18 protein-coding genes are annotated in these 19,202 nt (G+C 64.0%); 14 read left to right on the top strand and 4 right to left on the bottom strand.

The features are described 5' to 3' along the window. The first annotated feature begins 366 nt into the window (after positions 1-366). Genes ACREXZ_RS21585 through ACREXZ_RS21620 form a run of 8 tightly spaced genes read left to right on the top strand, consistent with a single transcriptional unit; the run spans position 367 to position 8,728 of the window. The gene (locus ACREXZ_RS21585) at positions 367-2,739 is read left to right on the top strand and encodes a bifunctional salicylyl-CoA 5-hydroxylase/oxidoreductase (protein ID WP_431766151.1); all 2,373 of its coding nucleotides are present in this window, start codon (positions 367-369) and stop codon (positions 2,737-2,739) included. Next, a complete protein-coding gene (locus tag ACREXZ_RS21590; protein WP_431766152.1) occupies positions 2,736-3,524 on the top strand; it encodes an SDR family NAD(P)-dependent oxidoreductase in 789 nt (262 codons plus the stop codon). Before ACREXZ_RS21585 ends, ACREXZ_RS21590 begins: the two co-directional genes overlap by 4 nt. After that, positions 3,521-4,075 (top strand): MarR family winged helix-turn-helix transcriptional regulator, encoded by a 555-nt coding sequence (locus ACREXZ_RS21595; RefSeq protein WP_431766153.1) that lies wholly within the window; start codon positions 3,521-3,523, stop codon positions 4,073-4,075. Before ACREXZ_RS21590 ends, ACREXZ_RS21595 begins: the two co-directional genes overlap by 4 nt. 29 nt (positions 4,076-4,104) lie before the next feature. Continuing rightward, positions 4,105-4,989 (top strand): enoyl-CoA hydratase family protein, encoded by an 885-nt coding sequence (locus ACREXZ_RS21600; protein WP_431766154.1) that lies wholly within the window; start codon positions 4,105-4,107, stop codon positions 4,987-4,989. A gap of 1 nt (position 4,990) precedes the next feature. Further along, complete coding sequence (locus ACREXZ_RS21605) at positions 4,991-6,184, top strand: acyl-CoA dehydrogenase family protein (RefSeq protein ID WP_431766155.1); 1,194 nt, start codon at positions 4,991-4,993, stop codon at positions 6,182-6,184. Continuing rightward, positions 6,181-6,657, top strand: coding sequence for an acyl-CoA thioesterase (locus ACREXZ_RS21610; RefSeq protein ID WP_431766156.1), 477 nt, complete (start codon positions 6,181-6,183; stop codon positions 6,655-6,657). Before ACREXZ_RS21605 ends, ACREXZ_RS21610 begins: the two co-directional genes overlap by 4 nt. Beyond that, a complete protein-coding gene (locus tag ACREXZ_RS21615) occupies positions 6,654-7,055 on the top strand; it encodes a RidA family protein (protein WP_431766157.1) in 402 nt (133 codons plus the stop codon). Before ACREXZ_RS21610 ends, ACREXZ_RS21615 begins: the two co-directional genes overlap by 4 nt. A gap of 26 nt (positions 7,056-7,081) precedes the next feature. Then, positions 7,082-8,728 carry an AMP-binding protein gene (locus tag ACREXZ_RS21620; RefSeq protein WP_431766158.1) on the top strand — a complete coding sequence of 549 codons (1,647 nt, stop codon included), beginning with the start codon at positions 7,082-7,084 and terminating at the stop codon, positions 8,726-8,728. Between the two features lie 12 nt (positions 8,729-8,740). Here ACREXZ_RS21620 and ACREXZ_RS21625 read toward each other — a convergent pair whose 3' ends face one another. Further along, positions 8,741-9,445, bottom strand: a complete 705-nt coding sequence (locus ACREXZ_RS21625) for an SDR family NAD(P)-dependent oxidoreductase (protein ID WP_431766159.1) — start codon at positions 9,443-9,445, stop codon at positions 8,741-8,743. 174 nt (positions 9,446-9,619) lie between these two features. On the opposite strand from ACREXZ_RS21625, the gene ACREXZ_RS21630 reads away from it, so the two are divergent. Continuing rightward, positions 9,620-10,534, top strand: a complete 915-nt coding sequence (locus ACREXZ_RS21630; RefSeq protein WP_431766160.1) for a LysR family transcriptional regulator — start codon at positions 9,620-9,622, stop codon at positions 10,532-10,534. Positions 10,535-10,571: 37 nt separating this feature from the next. Here the strand turns inward: ACREXZ_RS21630 and ACREXZ_RS21635 are convergent, their stop codons facing one another. After that, entirely contained in the window at positions 10,572-11,474 is a 903-nt protein-coding gene (locus ACREXZ_RS21635) for a DMT family transporter (protein WP_431766161.1), read from the bottom strand. 3 nt (positions 11,475-11,477) lie between these two features. Further along, positions 11,478-12,074, bottom strand: coding sequence for a GNAT family N-acetyltransferase (locus tag ACREXZ_RS21640; RefSeq protein WP_431766162.1), 597 nt, complete (start codon positions 12,072-12,074; stop codon positions 11,478-11,480). A 104-nt stretch (positions 12,075-12,178) separates the two neighbouring features. Here ACREXZ_RS21640 and ACREXZ_RS21645 point away from each other — a divergent pair, with 104 nt between their 5' ends. Continuing rightward, entirely contained in the window at positions 12,179-14,608 is a 2,430-nt protein-coding gene (locus ACREXZ_RS21645; protein WP_431766163.1) for a penicillin acylase family protein, read from the top strand. A 136-nt stretch (positions 14,609-14,744) separates the two neighbouring features. Next, a complete protein-coding gene (locus ACREXZ_RS21650; protein WP_431766164.1) occupies positions 14,745-15,416 on the top strand; it encodes a glutathione S-transferase in 672 nt (223 codons plus the stop codon). 28 nt (positions 15,417-15,444) lie between these two features. Here the strand turns inward: ACREXZ_RS21650 and ACREXZ_RS21655 are convergent, their stop codons facing one another. Further along, positions 15,445-16,143 (bottom strand): winged helix-turn-helix transcriptional regulator, encoded by a 699-nt coding sequence (locus ACREXZ_RS21655; RefSeq protein ID WP_431766165.1) that lies wholly within the window; start codon positions 16,141-16,143, stop codon positions 15,445-15,447. Positions 16,144-16,270: 127 nt separating this feature from the next. Here ACREXZ_RS21655 and ACREXZ_RS21660 point away from each other — a divergent pair, with 127 nt between their 5' ends. The 3 genes from ACREXZ_RS21660 to ACREXZ_RS21670 all read left to right on the top strand — a co-directional run bounded on the left by ACREXZ_RS21660 (position 16,271) and on the right by ACREXZ_RS21670 (position 19,202). Continuing rightward, the gene (locus ACREXZ_RS21660; RefSeq protein ID WP_431766166.1) at positions 16,271-16,687 is read left to right on the top strand and encodes a VOC family protein; all 417 of its coding nucleotides are present in this window, start codon (positions 16,271-16,273) and stop codon (positions 16,685-16,687) included. 39 nt (positions 16,688-16,726) lie between these two features. Continuing rightward, entirely contained in the window at positions 16,727-18,211 is a 1,485-nt protein-coding gene (locus tag ACREXZ_RS21665) for a DHA2 family efflux MFS transporter permease subunit (protein ID WP_431766167.1), read from the top strand. Positions 18,212-18,368: 157 nt separating this feature from the next. Next, positions 18,369-19,202 carry an AraC family transcriptional regulator gene (locus ACREXZ_RS21670; RefSeq protein ID WP_431766168.1) on the top strand — a complete coding sequence of 278 codons (834 nt, stop codon included), beginning with the start codon at positions 18,369-18,371 and terminating at the stop codon, positions 19,200-19,202.

A 19,202-nucleotide genomic window follows, 5' to 3' on the forward strand; every position in this document is an offset into this window, starting at 1 on the left:
CGCTGGCTAGAATCGGCCCGCTGGATCGTCAGATATTCGACCTGATTTTTATGGGCACCGTGATTGCGATCAAAAGAACGCCTGCCGCTCGGGAACTCAAGCTTCGACGCTTGCGGGACAGACACGCGAGATCGTGCGCACGACGATATATTCGCCGAGATGCCGCAGCCTGCGCGCACCCGGGGAACGATTGGCCAGTTGGGACCCGCTGAACGACCAGATTTGCACCTCGTACGCTTACGAAGTGCTTCTATTCCTGTGCAGGCCACTCCGCCCTCCCGCCGGGAAAACCCACCCCTCCTTTTACTTGACATCTAAACTATCAACAACTAAATTAACCCTCGACATCTACCCGAGGGAACGAGCATGCGCATCGTCTGTATCGGCGGCGGCCCGGCCGGCCTGTATTTCGGCCTGTTGATGAAAAGCCGCAATCCCGCGCACGAAGTCACCGTGGTCGAGCGCAACCGGCCCTACGACACGTTCGGCTGGGGTGTGGTTTTCTCGGACCAGACGCTCGGCAATCTGCAAGGCGCCGATGCGCCGAGCGCCGCGCGCATCCTCGACGCGTTCAATCATTGGGACGACATCGAAATCCATTTCCGCGGCCGGAGTATCCGTTCGTCGGGTCACGGGTTCTGCGGCATCGGCCGCAAGCGTCTGCTGAATATCCTGCAGGAACGGTGCGAAGCACTCGGCGTGAAGCTGGTGTTCGAAACCCAGGTCACCGACGACGACGTCTACGACGCCGACCTGATCATCGCGTGCGATGGCGCCAACAGCGCGATCCGCCAGAAATACGCCACCACATACCGCCCCGACGTCGACATGCGCGACTGCCGCTTCGTCTGGCTCGGTACGCGCAAATTGTTCGACGCATTCACGTTCGCGTTCGAAGAAACCGAATGGGGCTGGTTTCAGGCACACGCGTACCGCTTCGACGGCGAGATGTCGACGTTCATCGTCGAGACGCCGGAGCACGTGTGGCGCGCAGCCGGTCTCGACACGATGAGCAAGGAAGAAGGCATCGCGTTCTGCGAGCGACTTTTCGCGAAGTATCTGGACGGTCAGCCGCTTCTGTCGAATGCCGCGCATCTGCGCGGCTCGTCGCAATGGATCCGCTTCCCGCGCGTGATCAACAGCGAATGGGTGCACTGGAAGGCCAACGCGCACGGCGGCACCACGCCGGTCGTGCTGATGGGCGACGCCGCGCACACCGCGCATTTCTCGATCGGCTCGGGCACGAAGCTCGCACTCGAAGATGCGATCGAACTCGCGAACAGCCTGCGCGCGCATCCCGACGACCTCGCCGCCGCGCTCGCGCACTACACCGACGTACGCAGCGTCGGCGTGTTGCGCATCCAGAATGCCGCGCGCAATTCCACCGAGTGGTTCGAGAACGTCGACCGCTACACGGCGCTCGAACCCGAGCAGTTCGCCTACTCGCTGCTCACGCGTTCGCAGCGCATCTCGCACGAAAACCTGCGCTCGCGCGACGCCCACTATCTGTCCGCATTCGAAGACTGGCTCGCCGCGCGTTCGGGCGTTACGCATGCACCGGAACAACATTCAGTGCCGCCGATGTTCACGCCGTTCACGCTGCGCGGCGTCACGCTGAAAAATCGCGTCGTCGTGTCGCCGATGGCGCAGTACTCGGCCGTCGACGGCGTGCCCGGCGACTATCACCTGATGCATCTCGGCGCGCGCGCGATGGGTGGCGCGGCGCTCGTGATGACGGAGATGACCTGCGTATCGCCCGACGCGCGTATCACGCCCGGCTGCCCCGGCCTGTACACAGCGGAACAACAGGCCGCATGGCAACGCATCGTCGATTTCGTGCACGCGAACAGCGACGCGAAGATCGGCATGCAGATTGGCCACGCGGGGGCAAAAGCGTCGACGCGTGTCAGTTGGGACGGTATCGACCGGCCGTTGCCCGACGGCAACTGGCCGCTCGTGTCGGCATCGCAGCAGCAGTATCTGACCGACGTGAGCCAGTGGTCGCGTGAAGCGACCGCGGACGACCTCGACCAGATCGAAGCGCAGTTCGTCCGCTCAACGGAAATGGCCGCCGCAGCCGGCTTCGACTGGCTCGAACTGCACTGCGCGCACGGCTATCTGCTGTCGAGCTTCCTGTCGCCGCTAACGAATCATCGCACCGACGCGTACGGCGGTTCGCTGCAAAGCCGCCTGCGCTATCCGCTGCGGATCTTCGCCGCGATCCGCGCAGTGTGGCCCGCCGACAAGCCGATATCGGTACGCATATCAGCGAACGACTGGGTCGACGGTGGCACGACGCCGGACGACGCCGTCGAGATCGCGCGTGCGTTCAAGGCCGCGGGCGCCGACATGATCGACGTGTCGTCGGGTCAGGTCAGCAAGGAAGAAAAGCCCGTGTACGGCCGGATGTTTCAGACGCCATTTGCCGATCGCATCCGCAACGAAGCCGGCATCGCAACGATCGCAGTCGGCGCGATTTCGGAAGCGGACCACGTGAACAGCATCATCGCAGCGGGTCGCGCGGATCTGTGCGCGGTCGCACGACCGCATCTTGCGAATCCGTCGTGGACGCTCAACGAGGCCGCGAAGATCGGCTATTTCGACGTCATGTGGCCGAAGCAGTACACGGCCGCGAAGTCGCAGCTCGAACGCAACTACGAACGCGAACGCGCGGTCGCGCTGGAAAACGCGCGACTCTCGCCGCTCGAAATTGCGCAGCGCGCGGAGGGCACGGTATGACCACACCACACGACACCACGCTGGAGGGACGGCACGCAGTCGTCACCGGCGGCGGCAGTGGAATCGGCGCGGCGACCGCAGCGGCGTTGTTGCACGCCGGCGCGCGCGTCACGTTGATGGGCCGCGACGCAACGAGACTTTCCGCGCAACGCGACGCACTCGCCGCACCGGACCGCATCAACTGTGTGAGCGTCGACGTCACGCAGGAAACGGCCGTCACCGATGCGTTCGCCGCCGCAGTCACACAGCTCGGTCCCATCGACATCCTCGTCAACAACGCGGGCCAGGCCCAGGCCTCCCCGTTCGCCGCGACCGATACCGCGCTGTGGCAACGCATGCTCGACGTCAATCTGACGGGGGTGTTCCTGTGCACGCGCGCCGTGCTGCCGGCGATGCTCGAACGTGGCTTCGGCCGCATCGTCAACGTCGCGAGCACCGCGGGCCAGACCGGCTACGCGTACGTCGCCGCGTACTGTGCGGCGAAGCACGGCGTGATCGGTCTCACTCGCTCGCTCGCACGCGAGGTCGCGACGCGCGGCATCACCGTCAACGCGGTATGCCCGGGCTACACCGAAACCGATCTGCTGCAGGCATCGCTCGATCAGATCATCACGAAGACCGCACGCAGCGAACAGGACGCTCGCGACGCGCTGCTGCGTCAGAACCCGCAACGCCGCTTCATCGCTCCGGACGAAGTCGCGAACGCCGTGCTGTGGCTGTGCACGGCCGGCTCGAGGTCGATCACCGGCCAGTCCATTTCCGTCTCCGGTGGAGAAATCACGTGACCCAGGCTGCCAGCCCGAAGAAAACCACCGCGGAAACGCGCAGCCCGCGCAAGGGCGTCGCGAAGCCCGCCGACAACGTCGTCGATCTCGAGATGAGCACTGGCGTCGACAGCCATATGGGGTTGCGTCTGTGGCTGCGCATGCTGACCACGACGAACCTCGTGCAAGCCGAGCTGCGCAAGCGCCTGCGCGCCGAATTCGACACGACGCTGCCGCGCTTCGACATGATGGCTCAGCTCGAACGCCATCCTGCCGGCCTGAAGATGACCGAGCTGTCGCGCCGTCTGATGGTGACCGGCGGCAACATCACCGGCATTACGGATCAACTCGAGAACGAAGGATTCGTCGTGCGCGACGTCGATCCGAACGATCGTCGCTCGATCAGCGTGAAGCTCACGCCGGCCGGCCGCGCGCAGTTCGACCGGATGGCGGTTGCGCACGAACAATGGGTCGTCGAACTGTTCGGCGGCCTCGGCCTCGACGACAAATCGCGGATGCATCAGCGCCTCGGCAAGCTCAAGAAACACCTGCTCGATAACGTGAGCCGCTGACCCGCTCCGAACCGAAGGAGACAACACCGATGACCTCATCCCCTGCCGCCGGCGATACAGGCGATACCCGCGGCCTCGTCGACCGGCTGCTCGCCGGCAATCGCACGACGCTCGCCGGCTACTCCGCGCAGCACTTCGGGTGGCACGTGGCCGATGGCATCGGCACCGTCACGCTGAATCGCCCCGAGCGCAAGAACCCGCTGACGTTCGAGTCGTATGCCGAATTGCGCGACCTGTTCCGCCAGCTTGCGTACGCGACCGACGTGAAAGCGATCGTGATCGGCGGTGCAGGCGGCAACTTCTGTTCGGGTGGCGACGTGCACGAAATCATCGCGCCGTTGATCGATCTGCCTATGCCGGAACTGCTGCTGTTCACGCGGATGACTGGCGATCTCGTGAAGGCGATGCGCCATTGCCCGCAGCCGATCGTCGCGGCCGTCGACGGCGTATGCGCCGGTGCCGGCGCGATCCTCGCGATGGCCTCGGACCTGCGCCTCGGCACCACGCGCAGCAAGCTCGCGTTCCTGTTCGCGCGTGTGGGCCTCGCGGGCTGCGACATGGGCGCGTGCTCGATCCTGCCGCGCATCATCGGCCAGGGGCGTGCCGCCGAACTGCTGTTCACCGGCCGCGCGGCAAGCGGCGACGAAGGCTACGCGTGGGGCTTCTACAACCGGCTGTGCGAACCGGACGCGCTGTTCGGCGAAGCCGCTCAACTTGCCGCCGATCTCGCCGCGGGCCCGACGTTCGCGCATGGCATCACGAAGAAAATGCTGCATCAGGAGTGGAGCATGAGTATCGACGAAGCGATCGAATCCGAAGCGCAGGCGCAGGCGATCTGCATGAACACGCGCGATTTCGAGCGAGCGTATCGCGCGTTCGCAGCGAAGCAACGCCCCGTGTTCGAAGGAGACTGACGTGAGCGCATCCGATCCGCACAGCGCGCTCGCGTGGCCGTTTTTCGAGGACCGCCACCGTGCGCTCGCCGCCGACATCGAAGCGTGGTCCGCTGCACATCTGCGCGACCTGCCCCACGACGACGTCGATGCCACCTGTCGCGCCATCGTGCGCGAACTGGGCGCGGCGGGCTGGCTGAAGTACGGCGTCGGCGGCACCGCTTACGGCGGCCACGGCGATACGATCGACACGCGCGCGGTGTGCCTGCTGCGCGAAACGCTCGCGAAGCACGCAGGCCTCGCGGACTTCGCGCTCGCGATGCAGGGGCTCGGCTCCGGTGCGATCTCGCTCGCGGGCACACATGAGCAGAAGTTGCATTATCTGCCGCGTGTCGCGAACGGCACGGCGCTCGCCGCGTTCGCGCTGTCCGAGCCCGACGCCGGTTCCGACGTCGCCGCGATGGCGCTGACCGCGCGCGAAGACGGCGATACCTGGGTACTCGACGGCGAGAAGACGTGGATCTCGAACGGCGGGATCGCCGACTTCTACGTGGTGTTCGCACGCACCGGCGAAGCGCCGGGCGCGCGCGGCATCACCGCGTTCATCGTCGACGCCGACACGCCGGGGCTCGAGATCGCCGAGCGTATCGACGTCATCGCGCCGCATCCGCTCGCGCGACTACGCTTCGCGGGCGCACGTGTGCCGCGCGGCCAGTTGCTCGGTGCACGCGGCGAGGGCTTCAAGCTCGCGATGCGCACGCTCGACATCTTCCGCACATCTGTCGCAGCTGCGTCGCTCGGCTTTGCACGTCGCGCGATGGCCGAAGGGCTCGCGCGCGCGGCGTCGCGGAAGATGTTCGGTCAGACGCTCGGCGATTTTCAGTTGACGCAGGCAAAGCTTGCGCAGATGGCGCTGACGATCGACAGCAGCGCGCTGCTCGTCTATCGCGCCGCATGGTTGCGCGATCGCGGCGAGAACGTCACGCGTGAAGCCGCGATGGCGAAGTGGCACGCGAGCGAAGGTGCACAGCAGGTTATCGATGCGGCCGTGCAGCTGTGGGGCGGCATGGGCGTGCAAAGCGGCACCATGGTCGAGACGCTGTACCGCGAGATCCGTGCGCTGCGCATTTACGAAGGCGCGACCGAAGTGCAGCAACTGATTGTCGGGCGCGATGTGCTGAAAGCACACACGGCTGCGTTGGAGCGTACGAAATGAGTGCCGGCACATTCGACATGCCGGTGCGCATTCGCTTCGCGCACTGCGATCCGGCCGGCATCGTGTTCTATCCGCAGTACCTGGTGATGACTAATGCGCTCGTCGAGGACTGGTTCACCGAACGGCTCGGCATCGACTACGCGGACATGATCGCGCGGCGCCGCGTCGGTCTGCCGATCGTCAAGCTCGACTGCGAATTCGCGCGACCGAGCCGGATGGGTGAGACGGTCACGCTGTCACTCGCACTCGCAGCGATCGGCCAGCGCTCGGTCCGCATCGCGATCGTGTGCCACAGCGGCGACGAAGTGCGTTTTCGGGCGCATCAGGTGCTCGTCACGACGTCGCTCGAAAGCGGCCAGTCGATCGACATCCCCAACGACATCGCCGCCGCGCTTGCGACATTCGCGGCGCAATCCGCGACTGCACCCTCTGAAGATTTCACCGATACCGACTCTGAGGAAACAAGTTCATGAAGAAAGATCTGTTGCCCGCAGGCTGGACACCGCCGCGCGGCTATGCGAACGGCGTGGCCGCGCGCGGCACGCAGGTATTCGTCGCCGGCCAGATCGGCTGGGACGAGCAGAACCGCTTTCACAGCGACGGGTTCGCCGAGCAGGCCGTACAGGCGCTGCGCAACGTCGTCGCGGTGCTGCGCGAGGCCGGCGGCAAGCCGGAGCATCTGGTGCGGTTGACGTGGTACGTCACCGACAAGCGTGAATACCTCGATGCGCTGAAAGAGATCGGCCGCGGTTTTCGCGAGCTGATCGGCGACTACCGGATCGCGATGAGCGCGGTCCAGGTCGTCGCGCTGATCGAAGACCGCGCGAAGGTCGAGATCGAAGCGACCGCCGTCATTCCGGACGAAGCCTAGCCGTAGCCACTGCCTGGGAGTCTACGATGGAACCGTCTGCTCACGTCGACACGTTCGCGCGCGATCATCTGCCGCCGCAGTCGCAATGGCCGGAGTTTTTGCTCGACAATCCGGACGTGCACTACCCGGCCCGCTTCAACTGCGCGACCGAACTGCTCGACGGCACGATCGCGGCGGGTCATCGCGACCGGCCCGCGATCTGGTCCGACGTCGACGGCGTGCCGCACGCAACCACGTATGGCGAACTGCTCGAACGCGTGAACCGCACCGCACACGTGCTGGTCGACGAACTGGGGCTGCGGCCCGGCAATCGCGTGCTGCTGCGCGGGCCGAACACGCTGCAGATGGCGGTCGCGTGTCTCGCTGCGCTGAAGGCCGGGCTCGTCGTCGTACCGACAATGCCGCTGCTGCGCGCGAAAGAATTGAAGCAGATCGTCGACAAGGCGGAGATCGCGGCGGCACTGTGCGACGCGCGGCTCGCCGACGAAATCGCGCGTTGTCGCGATCCGCAAGACGAATACTTCTGCGAAGGTCTGCGTCAGGTGTGTTTCTTCCACGACGACGCGCCCGATTCGCTCGATACGCTCGCCGCCGCATTGCCCGCGCAATCGGCCCAGTTCGACGCGTGCGACACCGCGTCCGACGACGTCTGCCTGATCGCGTTCACGAGCGGCACGACCGGCGCGCCGAAGGGCTGCATGCATTTCCATCGCGACGTGCTCGCGATGTGCGACCTGTTTCCGCGTCACGTGCTGAAGCCGTCCGCCGACGACGTGTTCTGCGGCACGCCGCCGCTCGCGTTCACGTTCGGGCTCGGTGGACTGCTGTGTTTTCCGCTGCGCGTTGGCGCATCGACGGTGCTGATCGAAAAGCTCACGCCGGAAACGCTGCTGCAAACGGTCGAACGGTTTCACGCGACCGTGATGTTCACTGCGCCGACCTTCTACCGGCAGATGGCCGCACTCGTGCCGCGCTTCGACACATCGAGCCTGCGGAAAACCGTCTCGGCCGGCGAAGCGCTGCCCGATTCGACACGGGACCTGTGGCGTAACGCGAGCGGCATCGAGATGATCGACGGCATCGGCGGTACCGAGCTGATTCATATTTTCATTTCATCGGCGGGCGCGGACGTGCGGCCGCATGCGATCGGCCGCGCGGTGCCGGGCTACGTCGTTTGCGCAGTCGACGACGCGATGCAGCCGCTGCCGCCCGGCCAGATCGGCAAGCTCGCGGTGCGCGGGCCAACGGGCTGCCGCTATCTCGCGGACGAGCGCCAGACGAAGTTCGCGCGCGACGGCTGGAACCTGCCCGGCGATGCGGTTTATCTCGACGAAGACGGCTACGTGTTCTACCAGGCACGCGCCGACGACATGATCGTTTCGTCCGGCTACAACATCTCCGGCCCGGAAGTGGAAAGCGTGCTGATGCAGCATGCGGCCGTCGCCGAATGCGGCGTGGTTGGCGCACCCGACGAGACGCGCGGCCAGATCGTGAAGGCATTCATCGTGCTGCGGCCGGGCTTCGATGCGAGCGATGCGCTCGTCGCCGAACTGCAGGCGTTCGTCAAGCAGACGGTCGCGCCGTACAAGTACCCACGCGTGATCGTGTTCACCGACACGTTGCCGCGCACCGAGACGGGCAAGCTCAAACGCTTCGCGTTGCGCACGATGTAGCGATGTCGCTCGTCACCACGGAACGACTCGTCCGAGGTAGTCGAGGTAGTGCAATCCCGAGCGGTCTTCATGGGCTTCGATCGTGTTGACCAGGTTCGGAATGCTCTCTTCGATGGTCAGGCGCGCCGTGCTGCCTCCCATGTCCGTCTTGACCCATCCCGGCGCCATCAGGAGCAGGGTCCTGGGGGAGTCGGCACTGCGAGCGGCGAAGGTGCGCATAAACATATTGAGCGCGGCCTTGCTGCCTCGATAGACTTCGTGGTTCGCGTTAGTGGCGTTCGTGAGACTCCCCTGACCCGAAGACATCACACCGATCGTTCCGGTCGGCGGGACGAGGTCCTGAAACGCGTCGATGACCCGCATCGGACTCAGCGAGTTCGTGACCATCACCCGGACGAATTCCTCGGTCGAGACATCCGCTATCGTTTCGCGATCGTCGTTCGTGACGCCCGCATTCACGAAAAGCACATCGACACGTCGATCGGCGAGGCGAGCGCGCAGATCCGCAACCTGCTGTGGAACGGTGACATCGACCGTCTCTACTTCGAGCGCGCCGGCGGACGCTTTAGCGATATCACGAAGCTTGTCCGTGGAAGCCGCCCGCCCGGTGGCGATGACGTGGTAGCCGCGCTTCAAATACTCCTCCACCATCGCCAGTCCGAGGCCACGGGACGCGCCGATGAGGAGAACGGTTTTCTGTGAAAGTGTGTTTGACATGAGTGTTCCCGGTAAGCGAAGCCGCTCTCGAACCTGAAAGCCCGGAGAACGAACCTCTTGAATGACTACAGTGCGCCAATATATCGGCGCATCGGAAACGGCGGAAGGCGCGTGGAATGCAACTACACTATGCATCAGACGCCTTATCTAATCGCCACTTACCACGACCACGAAATGGCTGAACCGGACCTCAATCTCCTTTTCGCGCTCAACGCGTTGCTCACCGAGAAAAACGTGACGCGCGCTGCCCGGTCGTTGCAATTGAGTGCTTCGGCGATGAGCCGCACGCTGACCCGGCTCCGTGCCGAGACCGGCGATCCGTTACTGGTCCGGGCCGGGCGCGATATGGTGTTGACACCGTATGCCGAGGAGATTCGCGAGCGAACCGAGAATATCGTTCGTGACGCGCGTGCCGTGCTCCGCCCCGCGCCGGTAGCCCCAGATTTTTCAACGTTGCGACGGACCTTCACGATTCGCGCCAATGAGTCGTTTGTGGAAGCGTTCGGCGCGCAGCTGATTGCGGAAGTCACCTCGCTTGCTCCGTTTGTGCGTTTGCACTTTGCGTCCAAACCGGAGAAGAGTGCTACCTCTCTACGAGAGGGCTCCGCTGATCTCGAGATTGGTGTGCTGGAAGAAATGGGCCCTGAAGTACGCGTGCGGGCGCTGTTCAGGGACCGCTTCCTGGGCGTCATTCGAAAGGGGCATCCGCTCGAACGGGAACGGAAAGTCACGCTTAAGCGATACGCAGCGTTTGGTCATGTTGCTACGCCGTACGGGCGTCAGATAACCGAGTCTCTCGATGCTGCGATAGCTCTGGCAGGACTGGAGCGAACGATCGTCGCGAGGGTGCCGAGTTTTCCGGCTGCGCTGGCCGTGGTTCGAGCATCCGATCTGGTCGCGCTGCTGCCCGCTTCTTTTATGCAGACTCAATCCGCTGCATCCGTCATCGCGCACTCGTTCGATCTTCCTGTGGCGACCGATGGCTTTACCGTTTCGCAGATGTGGCATCCTCGTTTGGAGGTTGATCCGGTTCATCGCTGGCTTCGGGAGCTTGTGCTCAGGGTGTGTCGTCAGCAGGTGCCGTTGTGAATGCGAACGACGAGTTTGCGATGATCGCGCGGCGCCTTCACGCAAGCGGGCCCTCGGCATCCTTCCGGTTTATCGCAACGGCAATTGCACTACCGACGATCAACGCAATCCCGAGTAGCGACAACGCTTGCATCGTCTCACCCCAGAAGACATAGCCGAACATAGCCGCCCACACGACGCTTGTGTAGTTGTAGGGCGCCAGTCTTGCAACGTCCGCACGGCGAAAAGCCATCGTCATCAGTAGCTGTCCCGCGGTCGCGAACGCACCAAGAATCGCCATGATCGCCAACGCTTCGACGGCTGGCGTCTTCCAGTTGATGACGAGCGTGCATCCGGCAACAACCGTCCCCACGATAGTGAAGAAGAGCACCGTGGTCTTCGAGTCGTCGGTGGAACGTAGGCGTTTTATCTGCAGGATGGACAGCGCGCCAAAGACGGCGCTCAGCAGAAGGAACATCGGGCCGAGCCAGCTCGACTGGCCGCCACCTGGTCGCACCACGAGCAATACGCCCAAAAATCCGACAACTGCTGCCGCTACCCCTCGTCCCGTCAGGCGCTCTCGCAGAATCAGCGGTGCGAGCAGGACGACGATCAACGTCTCCGAATACGCGAGTGCGACCGCTTCACCCAATGGAACATAAGGCAATCCGGCAAAGAACAAACCTGATGCGCCCAGAAGCATCAACGCCCGCACTGTCTGCCCTTTGACATCGAGATTCGCCAGTCGCTGAGTCAACGAAAGCGGCCCCTTGCAGCACATCGCCACTGCCGGAACCAGACCGAACAGCATCCGGAAAAATGTCACCTCATTGGCTGGATACTGCAGTGCAACCCGCTTCGCCAACGCATCCACCACGGCAAAGCAGAACATCGAGGCGACGATGCTACCGATGCTGCCCGGCGGAAGGGAGTGAGTACGCGTTGCGCTCGAAGAGGACATAAATTACGACGCGTCCGGCCGATCCCGCTTAACCAGATTCAGGTATTCGCTTAAGCCCGCCTCACCCAGCGGCTTGATCATGACCCGCAACGTATGCGTGGCATTTCTCATCGCGACGCCATGCCGGCGGCGCGTCTCGAGGTAGCCGTTCCGTTCCCAGAAGTGCTCCGCTCGCACGTTTCCCGCAATGACACCAAGGCGCAACCACTTCGCTCCCGATGCCTTCAGCCAGTTCTCGAGGCCGTCGTACAGGTATCGGGCCACCCCATGACCGTGTCTGTCAGTCGACAGCATGAACAGTCCCAGATGCCACACGCCATCAGCGAAAAGATCCGAGACGAGTGTGGCAAAAGCGGCCAGCTCGTTGCTCGCATCGATGAATCCAATCGCGTGCTTCCTGGTGTACGCCCAGCCTTCCGGCAGCTCGCTCTCGAACTCCTCCTTTGCTTGAGTATCGGCCGGCATGCAACCTTCTGCCGACAGGAAGTATTCCGGATTCTCAGTCAAGAATCTCTGGATGACCGGGATGTCGCTATGCACAAGTTCGACGGCTCGATAGTCCCTTACCTCAAACAGCATTTGATCCATTTCAACCGACATCGGGTTGTCCTCACATCAGTCCGCGTCATAACATGGAGTCGTCAGAATACGTCAAACAAGGTACAGCAAGAAGCACACGCGCAAAAACCACGAGGAGGAAACAAGTGCCGACAAGAAGCTCTCTCACAGTCATTTTTGCCTGCGCCGCGCTCGGTGCGCTGCCTGTTCAATCCGCATACGCTGATGCGGCTCCCGACGAGACGATCACCGTCGAAGGCCTGTCTCATCCCGTGGATATCCTCATCGACAAGTGGGGTGTGCCGCACATCTTCGCGGACAACGAGCGCGACGCGTTCTTCGTGCAGGGCTTCAATGCCGCGCGCGACCGCATGTTCCAGATCGATCTGTGGCGCCGCCGCGGACTCGGCGACCTCGCCGAAGTCTTCGGCCCCGCCTACGTCGAACAGGACAAGGCAACGCGCCTCTTTCTCTATCGCGGCGACATGTCCGCCGAATGGAAACGCTACGGACCCGACGCGCTACCCGTCGCTACCCGCTTTGCGGCGGGCGTGAATGCGTATATCGACTGGCTTGCCGCACATCCGGATCGTTTGCCCTATGAGTTTCGCAAGGTCGGCTACTGGCCTGCGAGATGGAGCGCCGACGACATCGTGCGCATTCGCAGTCACGGGCTCACGCGCAATCTGACCAGCGAGGTCGCGCGCGCGAAAGTCGCATGCAAAAGCTCGGTCGATGCCGATACCGTGCGCTTCGGTCTGCAGCCACCATGGAAGACGCAAGTGCCCGAAGGACTCGATCCTTGCCTGCCGGACGACGTGCTCAAGGTCTTCACGCTCGCGACGCAAAGCGTGCACGTCACGCGCGATTCGCTAAAGAGCGCCGATGCGTCGACGACCATGATCGCCGCCGCCGACAATCCCGAGGAAGTCACGGAAGGCAGCAACAACTGGGTGATCGCACCGGGAAAATCCGCGACGGGTCGCGCGATCATGGCCAACGATCCGCATCGCGCGTACGCGGCGCCGAGCCTGCGCTACATCCAGCAGATCAGCACGCCGACGCTCGACATCATCGGTGGCGGCGAGCCGTCAGCGCCGGGCATTTCGATCGGACACAACGGCACGATCGCGTACGGTCTCACGATCTTCAACATCGATCAGGAAGATCTGTATGTCTATCAGCTGAATCCCGCGAATCCGCACGAATACCGCTACAAGGGTCGCTGGGAACCGATGCAGATCGTGCACGAGCAGATCGCCGTGCGCGGTGGCGCGCCGGTCGATGCCGAACTCGCGTTCACGCGGCACGGTCCCGTCATCTATACGGAAAGCGCGAAGCATCGCGCGTTCGCCGTGCGCACCGCGTGGCTGCAGCCGGGTATGTCGCCGTACTTCGATTCGATACGCTACATGCGCGCGAAAAACTTCGCGGAGTTCAAACGCGATCTGTCGACCTGGGGCGCACCGACCGTCAATCAGGTCTACGCCGACACGCACGGCGACATCGGCTGGGTGCCGAGCGGGCTCGCGCCGAAGCGCCCGAACTGGGACGGTCTGATGCCTGTCCCCGGCGACGGTCGCTACGAATGGGCCGGCTTCTGGCCGCGCGACGAAATGCCGTCTGTCTACAACCCGGGCAACGGTTACTTCACCACGTCGAACGAGATGAACCTGCCCGCCGATTACCCGTACCGCGAGCGCAAGCTCGGCTTCGAATGGACCAACGGGTCGCGCCATCAACGCATCGATGAAGTGTTGACGTCGCTACCAAAGGTGTCGATCGAAGACAGCGAGCGGTTGCAGAACGACATCGTGTCGATCCCCGCGCGCAGGCTGGTCGCGTTGCTCGCGCCGCTTTCGAGCGACGATCCCGACACCGGCGCCGCGCTGGCGATGCTCAAGGGCTGGGACGCGCAGATGCGTGCGGACTCCGCGCAGGCGGCACTCGAAGAAGTGTGGCTGAGCCATCACCTCGGCCGCGCATTCAAGGCAACGGTGTTGCCGAAAGCGGCAGCCGATGCATTCGGCGCACCGGACACGGCCGTCATGCTGGATTCGCTCGAGCATCCGGGAGCGCGCTTCGGCGACAACGCACCCGCCGCGCAGGCGAAACGCGACGCGGTGCTGCTCGCCAGTCTGCACGACGCGTATCGGGAGATGGTGCAACTGCAAGGCGCCGATAGCAGCGCATGGCAATGGGGCAAGCTGCAGACGAACCTCAATGCGCATCCGTTCGCCGATCTCGTCGACGCCGACATGCGCGCGAAGCTCAACGTCGGTCCGATCGGCAAAGGCGGCAGCGCCTATACGCCGAACCAGTCGAGCTATCGCGCGAATGACTTCCGGCAGACCAACGGTCCGTCGTTTCGCGTGATCGTCGACGTGGGCAACTGGGACAATTCGCGCGCGGTGAATCTGCCCGGCGAGTCCGGCGATCCGGATAACCCGCACTATCGCGATCTCACGCAGATGTGGCTGAACGGCGAGTACTTCCCGCTGCTCTACACGCGCGCCGCCGTCGAAAAGGCCACGGAAAAGCGCATCCATCTCGTGCCTGGAGCGCAGACGCAGTGACACGACCGTAGTGACGTCGCCCTGCCCGATCGGTTATCTGTTCGGGCGGGCCGGGCTTGAAATAGAGCCCCCGCTCGATCGCCCGCCGATATGATGACGCTCGCCTTCACTTCCCGAGCCTTGAGCCCGAGCCACCATGCTGACTGTCCATCACCTGAACAACTCCCGTTCGCAGCGTGTACTGTGGCTGCTCGAAGAACTCGGCGTGCCGTACGAAATAAAAGGCTACCAGCGCGACCCGAAGACGATGCTCGCGCCGCCCGAACTGCGCGCCGTTCATCCGCTCGGTAAATCGCCGGTCATCACCGACGAAGGCGAAACCATCGCGGAGTCGGGCGCGATCGTCGAGTACCTGCTGGAGCGCTATAGCGACGGGCGACTCGCGCCGCCGACGGGCACGCCCGAACGGCGTCGCTTCTCGTACTGGCTGCATTACGCGGAAGGCTCCGCGATGCCGCCGCTGCTGCTCAAGCTCGTCGCGCTGCGTATCGCGAGCGCGCCGATGCCGTTCTTCGCGAAGCCGATCGCGAAGAAAATCGCCGGCACGCTGCAGTCCAGTTTCGTCGATCCGCAGATCGCGCTGCATCTGTCGTACATCGAGGATGCGCTGCGTCCGACCGGCTGGTTCGTCGCCGATGCGTTCAGCGCTGCCGACATCCAGATGAGCTTTCCTTTAGAGGCCGCGAGTTCGCGCGGCGGCGTGAACGAGCGGTTCCCGGCGATCGCTGCCTACCTCGCGCGCATTCATGCGCGGCCCGCGTACCAGCGCGCGCTCGAACGCGGCGGCCGTTACGATCTGCTCAGTTGAAGGTCAGTGCCGCGTCGCACTACGCGCGTCAACCATTGGCTGCGTCCTGCATGAGCGCACGTTCGCTCGGCGCCGCCGGTTCGGGCAGCGTGAACAGCGACAGGAAACGCTTCGCCGCGGCCTTGCTGCCTTCGATCTTCACGTCGCCGGCCCGCACTGCATCGTCGAGTTTGCGACCCTCGTAAGCGATGGCGGCGAGCGTGTCCGGATCGCTCCCGATAATCGCGTCCGGCTGATCCGCATTGCCGCGTCCGATCTTCAACTGGCCGGCAGCGATCTTCGCGTCGAACCGATAGGCGCCGAGCCGCAGCTCGTAGCGCCCCTCGAGTTCTCCCGCAGCTTCCTTGTCGAACATCGTCCGGAACGACAGGATCAATGAATCGATGCTGATCGGCAGCCCGCGCGGCAGCGCCGGCGAACGCGCACCCCAGCGTCCCAGTTCCATCAGGATCGGCCCGAGTTCATGACCCCACTCGGTCAGCTCGTACACCCATACGCCAGCGGGCGGCGGCAGCTGCCGGCGGCGCACGACCGCCGCCAGTTCCAGTTCGTCGAGACGCTGCGTCAGCACGTTCGGACTGATGGCCGGCAAGCCCGCCCGCAGGTCGGTGAAGCGCTTCGGGCCGAACACCAGCTCGCGCACGACCAGCAGCGCCCACCGCTCGCCAATCAGATCCAGCGCGTGAGAACCCGCGCAGCCTTCGTTGTAGCTTCGTTTGATTGCCATGACATCGTCGCCGGAAAGTCGATCCTGTCTGCAGTATAGCCCATCATTCCGGATCAGGAATTTTTAGTTGTATTTTAGGAGTAACGAGTGCTAGACTAAAACCTCACCCCACGATGAGGAGTTCGTCATGTCCCCCGATCCGTACCTGATGTTCGATGGCACCTGTGCCGAAGCGATGCGTTTCTACGAGCGCACACTCGGCGGCAGGATGAAGGCGATGATGACGCACGCGGAATCCCCGCTGGCGGACCAGATGCCCCCCGAAAACGCGCAGCGCATCCTGCATGCGGCACTCGAATTCGACGGCCGGCTGCTGATGGCCTCCGACACAATGGTTGGACATCCGTACGAAGGCATGAAAGGATTCATGCTTGCGCTGAATATCCCGACCGTCGACGAAGCCCATCGTATCTTCAACACACTCGCCGAAGGCGGCACGGTCAACATGCCGATGCAAAAGACCTTCTGGGCCGAATCGTTCGGCATGGCGATCGACCGCTTCGGCACACCGTGGGCGATCAACGGCAACCCACATCCCCTATAAACCGGCAGGCACTGCCCGCCGTCATTCAGGAGCTGCTGCATGACCCACTCCATCGAAGGCCGCAAGCGCTGGCTCGCGCTGATCGTGCTCTGTCTCGGCGTGCTGATGATCGTGCTGGACACGACCATCGTGAACGTTGCGCTGCCGTCGATCGCCGCGGATCTCGGCTTCTCCGAGACCTCGCTCGTGTGGGTGGTCAATGCGTACATGCTGACGTTCGGCGGCTTCCTGCTGCTGGGCGGCCGGCTCGGCGATCTGTACGGGCACCGCAAGCTGTTTCTGGGCGGCATCGTCGCGTTCACGGTCGCGTCGCTCGCGTGCGGCCTGTCGAACTCGCAGGTGCTGCTGGTGTGCGCCCGCGCGATCCAGGGGCTGGGCGGCGCGGTGGTGTCGGCGGTCGCGCTGTCGCTGATCATGAACCTCTTCACCGAACCCGCCGAACGCGCGAAAGCGATGGGCGTGTACGGCTTCGTGTGCGCGGGCGGCGGCAGCATCGGCGTACTGCTCGGCGGACTGCTGACCAATCTGCTCAGCTGGCACTGGATCTTCCTCGTCAACCTGCCGATCGGCATCGCGGTGTACGCGCTGTGCATCGCGTTGCTGCCGGACGGCCGCGGTCACGCCGAAGGCGAAAAGCTCGACGTCGCGGGCGCGATCACGGTGACGGCATCGCTGATGCTCGCGGTCTATGCGATCGTCAACGGCAACCAGGCGGGCTGGCTCTCGACGCAAACGCTCGGGTTGCTTGCGGTGGCGCTCGTGCTGTTCGCCGCATTTCTGCGCATCGAGTCGCGTGTGCAGCATCCGTTGATGCCACTCGGCCTGTTCCGGCTGCGCAACGTCGCGACCGCGAACGTAGTCGCCGTGCTGTGGGCCGCCGCGATGTTCGCGTGGTTCTTCATCTCGGCGCTCTACCTGCAGCGCGTGCTCGGCTACCGGCCGATGCAGGTCGGCCTCGCGTTCCTGCCGGCGAACATCATCATGGCGGTGTTCTCGCTGGGGCTATCGGCGAAGCTCGTGATGCGCTTTGGCATCCGCGTGCCGCTCGCGGGCGGTCTTGCGGTCGCCGCTGTCGGGCTGCTGCTGTTCGCGCGCGCGCCGGTCGATGGGCAGTTCGTCGTCGATACGTTGCCCGGCATGATCCTGCTCGGCCTCGGCGCGGGCGTCGCGTTCAACCCGCTGCTGCTCGGCGCGATGAGCGACGTCGAGCCGAACGAGTCGGGCCTCGCGTCGGGCATGGTCAACACGTCGTTCATGATGGGCGGCGCGCTCGGTCTCGCGGTGCTCGCGAGTCTCGCGGATGCGCGCTCCAGCATGCTCGTCGCCGCGCACATCGACGAAGCGGCGGCGCTGAACGGCGGGTACCACGTGGCGTTCGTGTTCGGCGCGGTGTTCGCCGCGGTCGCGGCGCTGCTCGGCGGCATTTTCATGCGTGCCGGCGTGCAGTCGGGCAGCCATGACGCGCCAGCAGACGAAGCCTCCCCGCGCGTCCGGCAACGCAACACCGCAGCCGGAAACGGCTAACCAGACGCATCAGATCCGGCTCGCTAGAGGAACACGTTTCGCGAACGTGAGAGCAATGGGATAACGAATCACGCAGGCCGTGCAGATGCGCAAGATCGATCAAATGCGCAACGGCCGCGCTCGCTATGCTCGGTTCATGCCTTGATGAGAGCCGCCGATGAATCCGGTAGGAAAAGCGCTCTGGTTTATCGAAAGCCACTTCGCGAACGAGCTGACGCTCGACGCGATCGCCGGCAGCGGCTGCGTGTCGCGCTTCCACCTCGCGCGCGCATTCGAAGCGGCAACCGGCTACCCGGTGATGCGCTATGTCCGCCGGCGCCGTCTGACCGAAGCCGCACGCCAGCTCGCAGACGGCGCCCCCGACATTCTCGCGGTCGCAGTCGTTGCCGGCTATGGCTCTCATGAGGCATTCACGCGTGCGTTTCGCGACCAGTTCGGACTCACACCCGAAGCGGTGCGCGCACAACGCCGCGTCGACAACCTCGATCTGATGGAGCCTCTGAAAATGAATGAAACCCCGCTTCCCGCTCTCGCGTCGCCGCGCATCGAAGACGGTGCGCCGTTTCTCGTCGCCGGACTGTCGGCGCGCTACACCTGCGACTCGAGCACCGGCATTCCGTCGCAATGGCAACGCTTTTCCACGCACATCGGCAAGATCCCCGGCCAGATCGGCAACGTCGCGTACGGTGTGAACTACAACGCCGACGACGCGGGCCAGTTCGACTATCTGTGCGGCGTCGCGGTGCGCGATTTCTCCACGGTGCCCGCCGAGCTGACCCATCTGCGCATTCCCGCGCAGCGCTATGCGGTGTTCGCGCATCCCGAGCACATCTCGACGATACGCAGCGCATGGAACACCATCTGGAACCGTTGGCTGCCCGAGTCCGGACATACGCCCGCCGACGCGCCCTTATTCGAACGCTACGACGAAGCGTTCGATCCGCTCACCGGCATGGGCGGCTTCGAGATCTGGTTGCCGTTGAAGACCTGA

It is taken from the genome of Paraburkholderia sp. (genome assembly GCF_050742655.1).
In the GTDB taxonomy this organism is placed as follows: Bacteria; Pseudomonadota; Gammaproteobacteria; order Burkholderiales; family Burkholderiaceae; genus Paraburkholderia.

What these genes read in the sequence shown, in the direction of transcription:
- ACREXZ_RS21590 (WP_431766152.1), top strand. Translation starts at nt 2,736, where the DNA reads ATGACCACACCACACGACACCACGCTGGAGGGACGGCACGCAGTCGTC.
- ACREXZ_RS21615 (WP_431766157.1), top strand. Translation starts at nt 6,654, where the DNA reads ATGAAGAAAGATCTGTTGCCCGCAGGCTGGACACCGCCGCGCGGCTAT.
- ACREXZ_RS21670 (WP_431766168.1), top strand. Translation starts at nt 18,369, where the DNA reads ATGAATCCGGTAGGAAAAGCGCTCTGGTTTATCGAAAGCCACTTCGCG.
- ACREXZ_RS21655 (WP_431766165.1), bottom strand. Translation starts at nt 16,143, where the DNA reads ATGGCAATCAAACGAAGCTACAACGAAGGCTGCGCGGGTTCTCACGCG.
- ACREXZ_RS21610 (WP_431766156.1), top strand. Translation starts at nt 6,181, where the DNA reads ATGAGTGCCGGCACATTCGACATGCCGGTGCGCATTCGCTTCGCGCAC.
- ACREXZ_RS21650 (WP_431766164.1), top strand. Translation starts at nt 14,745, where the DNA reads ATGCTGACTGTCCATCACCTGAACAACTCCCGTTCGCAGCGTGTACTG.
- ACREXZ_RS21620 (WP_431766158.1), top strand. Translation starts at nt 7,082, where the DNA reads ATGGAACCGTCTGCTCACGTCGACACGTTCGCGCGCGATCATCTGCCG.
- ACREXZ_RS21585 (WP_431766151.1), top strand. Translation starts at nt 367, where the DNA reads ATGCGCATCGTCTGTATCGGCGGCGGCCCGGCCGGCCTGTATTTCGGC.
- ACREXZ_RS21635 (WP_431766161.1), bottom strand. Translation starts at nt 11,474, where the DNA reads ATGTCCTCTTCGAGCGCAACGCGTACTCACTCCCTTCCGCCGGGCAGC.
- ACREXZ_RS21660 (WP_431766166.1), top strand. Translation starts at nt 16,271, where the DNA reads ATGTCCCCCGATCCGTACCTGATGTTCGATGGCACCTGTGCCGAAGCG.
- ACREXZ_RS21600 (WP_431766154.1), top strand. Translation starts at nt 4,105, where the DNA reads ATGACCTCATCCCCTGCCGCCGGCGATACAGGCGATACCCGCGGCCTC.
- ACREXZ_RS21640 (WP_431766162.1), bottom strand. Translation starts at nt 12,074, where the DNA reads ATGTCGGTTGAAATGGATCAAATGCTGTTTGAGGTAAGGGACTATCGA.
- ACREXZ_RS21665 (WP_431766167.1), top strand. Translation starts at nt 16,727, where the DNA reads ATGACCCACTCCATCGAAGGCCGCAAGCGCTGGCTCGCGCTGATCGTG.
- ACREXZ_RS21625 (WP_431766159.1), bottom strand. Translation starts at nt 9,445, where the DNA reads ATGTCAAACACACTTTCACAGAAAACCGTTCTCCTCATCGGCGCGTCC.
- ACREXZ_RS21630 (WP_431766160.1), top strand. Translation starts at nt 9,620, where the DNA reads ATGGCTGAACCGGACCTCAATCTCCTTTTCGCGCTCAACGCGTTGCTC.